The sequence below is a fragment of the Thiocapsa sp. UBA6158 genome (assembly GCF_002423035.1).
Taxonomy (GTDB): domain Bacteria; phylum Pseudomonadota; class Gammaproteobacteria; order Chromatiales; family Chromatiaceae; genus Thiocapsa.
Window position 1 is genome coordinate 22,082 of sequence record NZ_DIUM01000082.1, and the last position, 6,134, is coordinate 28,215.

Consider the following 6,134-nt stretch of genomic DNA (forward strand, 5'->3'; position numbering starts at 1 on the left):
ATTGGTTTCCCTTCAAATGCTACGGTTACGCAGGATGTGCTGTAGGTGTCGAGAGATCAAGCGCGTATCGTATCCGCTGACTTGGCGAACCGCACTCTCCCAATATTGGGTCAGCGGCACGCCACAGGGATTGCGCGTGAGCAGCTCGCGTTTCAGGAAGGGGTAGCCGTGCCGACGCAACAAGGGCTCCCAGAAGAAGTGGCTCGGATTCACCGGAACACCGGCCATCATGTTCTCGAACAACCACTTGAGATAATCGCGCTGCGGCAATCGCGCGGCCCAGTCGGGATTGTCCAGCCAGCGGCGTTGCAGATCGTCGATCAGCTCCATCGCCACCGCGCGGTAGGGATACAGTGCTTCCAATTGCAGTCCGGCGGCCAGCATACGCCGCGAGAAGCCGATCTCGTGATGATGGATGACCAGCTCTTTCGACCGGGTATAGCAGACATCTCTCCAAAAACGGTGAAACTCGGTCGCCGTTAAAGCGGCGCGATGGAAAAGAAGAAAATAGCTTTGCAGATGATAGTGATGCTCAAAGCTATCGGTGGCTCCCCAGATGTCGGCTTGCGCCGGGTCGGCCTCGCTCAGAAGATCGCTCAAGGAGTGAAAGGGGCCGTAAACACTGTCGTTGGCAATGATCAGGCTGTCGAGCGCGGCGAGGTCCGGAATCTCCCGTATGGCATCCTTGTAGGCTCCGAAGTCGTAGCCGCGGTTGCGCCGCCGCAAGATCAGAGCGCAGTGCGTCTGCAGCACCTCGACCGCCGACGGCAAGAGTCGAGGGCTGTTGGTGACGAACAGGATATCGTAGCCGGCCTCGCGCAATTGCTGCAGATAGAACAGCACGTATTGATGGACGAGACCTTTGTCGTCGTAGTGCACGAAGACGGCGATCCGCTTGGTTTCGGCCAACCCGCGATCGCCGTCCCAGCGCTGGACAACCCAGCTCGGGTTACGCGCCAAGCGCACTCGCATCCAACAGGTTCGGTGCTCGATGAAGTTGACGAGTCGGCGCCTGGTGAGTGTCTGACGGAATTCGCGCAAACCCATGAGGGATCCTTTCTTACTGCGTGGCTCGGGTTACTTGGATGTGCGCGGGTCTGCGCCGATGTCGCCACCTTCGATGCCGGCTGCCGCCTCGGCGCGTCGCGCATGTGAGAGGGCGAGGTCGTGCAGCGGACTCTCGGGAGATGTCAACTGCGCCGCTCGCGAAAACCACCCGAAGGCTTCGGCCGGATCCGCAGCATGATTCAAGGCGAGGATGCCGAGCACGTACGCCAGCTCCGCCGACAACACCTCGGGTGCGCGGATCAGTGGGCCCGTGATAGCGGGCTCGAGCGTCGCCGCTGCGGCGTAGGCTCCGCCGTGAACCAGACGCTGGAAGACCTCGCAACAGAGGCCGAGGACATGCGGGTCCGGCGAGTGCGTGATCGCCAAGCGCTCCTCACATGCACGGGCCGCAGCCTCGGGCTCGGCAATGGCTTGGGCCGAGAGCAGGGCGATCTCGATGGCAGGTGCGAGGTCGCCTTGGTCTGCGCCGCCGGCAGCGGTCGAGCCGTGCAGATGTTCGCCGGCAGCCCGGAACCAAGTAAGCGCTGCCTCCGCATCGTTTCGGTCATTCAGGGCAAGCAATCCACGGGCATGACAGGAACGAGCATAGTCCTGCGCCGCGAGGCCGAGCGCATCGGATGCGTCCGGCCCCTGCGCACGACGCGCGTCGTCCAAGGCGTTCGCTGCCGTGTAATCACCGCTGAATGCCAAATCGACAAAACAGCGTTCCAGATCGGTCTCGAAGCGACGGCATGCGCTCGCCCCGCCGCCGTTGGCTCCGAGGAACGCCTCGCGGGCGGTCTTCAAACGCCTCGGAGCCTCGGATGGATCCACGCGGATCGAAGACTCGAGCGCACCCAATCGGCACAACTCGACGAGATGCTCGGTCTCGCCGTCGTCCGAGCCGATCGATTGCAAAGCCTCGCGCAGCGCGACTCCGACGCGCTCGCCAAGCTCGAAACCCGCCAGTGCGCGCTCCGGGTCGTTCGCATGGCGCAATGCGATGAAGGCGCTGCGATAGGCCAGGCCACAGAGATTGGCCGGGATCGCGGCGGCAAATCTCCCGAAACTCTCGATCTCGATCGGCTCGGCCAAGACCGTCTCGGGGCGGTCGAGATCGATGCCGTAAAGACGCCGATAGGTCTCGGTCAGGCCTTGAAGCTCCGCTTGTGCCGCCTCGATGTCGCCCGCGTTGACACACTCCTTGATCAATCGCCCGGAAAACCCATGCGCGAGCGGTTCGTCCGGATTCAGGGCCTCGAGTCGGCGCTTCAGATAGTCGCGGTAGAGCGCCCGGTCGAGTGTCCGAGAGAGGTCGCAAGGCCGTGACTGACGGCAGGCCAGTGCCGTCAGATTCGTCGCCGATGCTCGGATGTCGATCTGCGTGAAACCATGCGCGGCGAGCAACCGGTGAAGCGCTGTCTCGCTGAAGAGCACCAGATGGTATCCGGGGGTCAGAATCGGCAGCAGTGCGCCGGGGGACGCATCCGGACGGACCCCGGCGGCATTCGGTGTGCTGATCACCAACCAGCCGTCCGGAGCCAGGATCGGCGTGATGTCGTCCAGGAAGCGGTGGGGGTCCACGACATGCTCGATGACCTCGGAGGCGAGTAGGACGTCGACCGGCGGCTCGCCGCGCAAGGTCTCGGGACCGAGATACTCCGACGTAACGGGAAGATTCAGGAGGCGTCGCCCGGCGCACGCAAGCGGCGAGGGATCGAAACCGCGGACCTCCCAACCCAGCGCCTCGCGGGCAAAGTCCAAACCGAACCCGAAGCCGCAACCGACCTCCGCGTAGCGCTTGACATCGGTCCGATCGAACCAGAACAAGGGCTCGACCATGGTGTCGGGCGCCGCACCCTGCTCCACATAGAACTTGATGGCGGCCTGCGAGAGGGACGCACCGGCAGCCTCGCCCGCCCCGTCCTCCTCATAGGCAGGCGGTGTCAGTCCCGGAAAACTCAAGGTTCCGCACAGATCACAGGCGTGGAGTCGCAAGAGAGCTCGAGAATTGAACGGCGACTCGACCGCTAAGACGGACGGCTTGTCGCCGTCCGAACGGCAGACCGGACAGGCGAATGCCACCGCCGGCGCGGGTGTCCAGTCGATCCTCATGTGCAGCCCTCCCTAACGCTCGGTGTGCCATCGGCTGGCTCGGCACCTTCGTCGCCCGAGCCGCCACGGCAGGATAGCCGATGCGACGCGCCGGTGGACACCGGCGCGCGCGATTCGCCGCACAGGTGTGCAGCTATGGCGCCGTCACCGCGACATTGGTCGCCCCCACCGTCGTCCCGTTCGCGGCGAAGCGCAGGAAGAGGCGGTTGTTGGCCGGATCGAAGGCGATCGGTTGACCGGTGCCGGTCGCGAAAACGCTGTAATACGCCGTTTGATCGGCACCGATTGAACGCGTCAGGCTGTTGCCGCAGACGATCCATGCTCCTGCCTGGGTGGTCTCGCAGACCTGCAGGTTCAATGGCAGACCGCGCCCGCCGTCGTCGGCGCTGACGGTCACCTCGCCGGCACTGCCGATGTTCACCGCCGCCGTGGCGAAGAAGCCGACGCCGGTGCTGCTCGGCAGTTGCACCACTCCGTCACCGCTCGGGGTTGCGCCGATGGCGAGCAGATCCGGGGGCGCGGTCGCCGCGGCCGAGAGGATGAATGTATTAAGGCCTGGGTTGCTCGGCGCCGGGGCAGTGTTGGCGCAGTCGAACACCAGCGGGATCTCGGTTGCGGTCATTGCTTGGCTCGGTGTGATGCCGAAGACGAAGCCTTGGGTGGTGCCCGGGGTTATATCGACCGGCGTATTGGAATTTCCGATCAGCGCGTTGGCGGCATTGGTGGTCTGGTAGCTCAAGGTCGCCGGGATTCCGTCCGGCAGTGCGATCGAGCAGTCGGTCGCCGTTGCGTTGCCGCTGTTGATGACGCTCGCAAATGCGGTGGCGGTTTCGCCGATCGATATCGCTCGGGCATACGGCAAGATGGCTGCGTTGATTTGGGTGCCTTCGATTGTGTAGGTCACCGTAACGATCTTGCTGCTGCTCATCGACACGGTGCAACTAGTCCCGCTGGTGCTGCTGCACCCGCTCCAAGAGCCGAAGGTGCTCCCGGTGGAGCTGTTCGGCGCGGTCAGCGTGATCGAGGTTCCGGAGGCGATGCCGCTCTTGGTGTAGTTGGTCGTACCGGCATAGGTACCGGGATCAGCACTGATCGTGATCCCGGATGCACCACTCGAATTGACGGTAAGGTTGTAGGTTGTCTGCGTGCCGACCAGCGCCGCAAGGGCTTGATCGACTTTGACTCTAGGCTTGACCCGGCTTCCCGCCCCCGCACGCGTGTCGGTGATCGACCCTCCGGTGTCTTTGAGCGCAGTCAACACCTCCGAAACGCTTGCCGAAGGGTTCGCTTGCTTGAGCACAGCCCAGGCTCCTGCGACGTGTGGAGCGGCCATCGAGGTGCCGGACCAGCTTGCAAATCCCCCGCCGGGCACGGAGGCGTTGATGACGCTGCCCGGCGCTAGCACATCGAGGAAGCTCGCGCTGTTGGAGAACCACGAGACGACGTCGCTTTTGGTCGTACTGCCAACGCTGACGGCGCTTGAGATACAAGCCGGGCCACTCATGCTATCGGTATAGCCATCGTTGCCGCTTGCAATTACGGTGGCGATCCCTGCGGCTCGCAATTGATCGATGATTGGCTTGAGCGAGTTATCATCACAAGTGTTGTAGTAACGCCCCCCGCCCAAGCTCATGTTGACCGCGGCGATTTGATAACTTTCCCTCAACTCAAAAACGCGTTCAAGACCACGGATTTGATCCGAGGAATAAGTTAAGACGCATGGTGACGATGAACCGCAGAAGGTTTGACCATCGAAGCGACTAAACACCTGGATGGCAATGACCCCGGCGTCTTGTGCCACCCCGGAGAACGTATTCCCTTTGCCGGCCGCGATCCCCGCCACGTGCGTGCCGTGGTCGCACCCGGAGATACTGGATGAGCAGTTCTGTCCCGAGCCGTTGGCGATCGAGGAGGACGCGCCACCTGGACACAACGAGGTCGATCCATAACTGCTGTATGTCGTCGAATAACAGGCTTCGGAGACCACTTTGCTGCTGAGGAACGGATGGGTCTTCTCGACGCCCGTGTCGAGAACCGCCACGACCCAGCTCTGCCCGGTACGACCGGCGAAGGATGCGCTCCCGTCCGCCCCGATCAAGGGCACACTCTGTTGCAGGGTCGGCTCGACCACGACGTCCTCGACCACATCCAGGACCTCCGGGTCGGAGAGCAGTTGTTGCAGGATGTGCTCGTCGGCTTGAATGGCGAACGCCGGGATCAGGGCGAAGCGTTTCACGCCCAATTCCGCCTCGGTCTTCGGCGTGGTCGCCGTCAACCAGCCCAGCACGCGCTCTTGGGCTTCAGCGAGCGTATCGCGCTGCAGTCGGATCTCCTCGGCATCCAGTGTCGCCTCCGGCGCCATGGTCTCTCTGAGATGGACGATGACCGGGATCGAGCCATGCCGCGCGGCGGCCTCCAGCAGCACCGCGTGGTGTGTATCGGCATCCGCCTGCGGTTCCGGAAAGGCGATTTCGCTGACCACGTCGTCCAATGAGGCGGAGGCAATGTCCGACATGGCACTCGGGTCAATCCCGCCCTGCTCCGCCGTCAGTGCAGGCGCGAGGCCCATGACGGAGAGCATGATCAAAGACAACACCAGTCGAGCCGGCCAGCGCCTTGCGTGGTCGGAGGGATCAGAGCCTATCGTCACACGATTGCGCTTCATCACGGTACCTCAGGTTATTGTTGTCGACACAGGACCGGAAAGAAGCTCACATCGGAAACTGCCTCTCCAGCTTGGGCGTACACCGAGAAAGCCAATTCTACTTTGTCGCATTTCCAGCGGTCTGTGACTTTACATCCATTTTGTAAAGGTATCGATCGATGGTTGACATCTGCGATGATGGCTTGACTCGGTGTGATGCCGAAGACGAAGCCTTGGGTGGCACTGGGCGCGATGTCGACCGGTGTGTTGGAATTTCCGATCAGCGCGTTGGCGGCGTTGGTGGTCTAGGAGCCTGTCCGACTTGTGT

3 protein-coding genes are annotated in these 6,134 nt (G+C 62.7%); all 3 read right to left on the minus strand.

From position 1 onward, the window contains the following. Positions 1-12 precede the first annotated feature (12 nt). The 3 genes from B4N44_RS11550 to B4N44_RS11560 all read right to left on the minus strand — a co-directional run bounded on the left by B4N44_RS11550 (position 13) and on the right by B4N44_RS11560 (position 5,644). A complete protein-coding gene (locus tag B4N44_RS11550) occupies positions 13-1,047 on the minus strand; it encodes a rhamnan synthesis F family protein (protein ID WP_296700911.1) in 1,035 nt (344 codons plus the stop codon). Positions 1,048-1,077: 30 nt separating this feature from the next. Beyond that, on the minus strand, positions 1,078-3,162 hold the full coding sequence (locus tag B4N44_RS11555; RefSeq protein ID WP_296700913.1) for a class I SAM-dependent methyltransferase: 2,085 nt from the start codon (positions 3,160-3,162) through the stop codon (positions 1,078-1,080). 133 nt (positions 3,163-3,295) lie between these two features. Then, positions 3,296-5,644, minus strand: a complete 2,349-nt coding sequence (locus tag B4N44_RS11560) for a S8 family serine peptidase (RefSeq protein WP_296700915.1) — start codon at positions 5,642-5,644, stop codon at positions 3,296-3,298. Positions 5,645-6,134 lie beyond the last annotated feature (490 nt).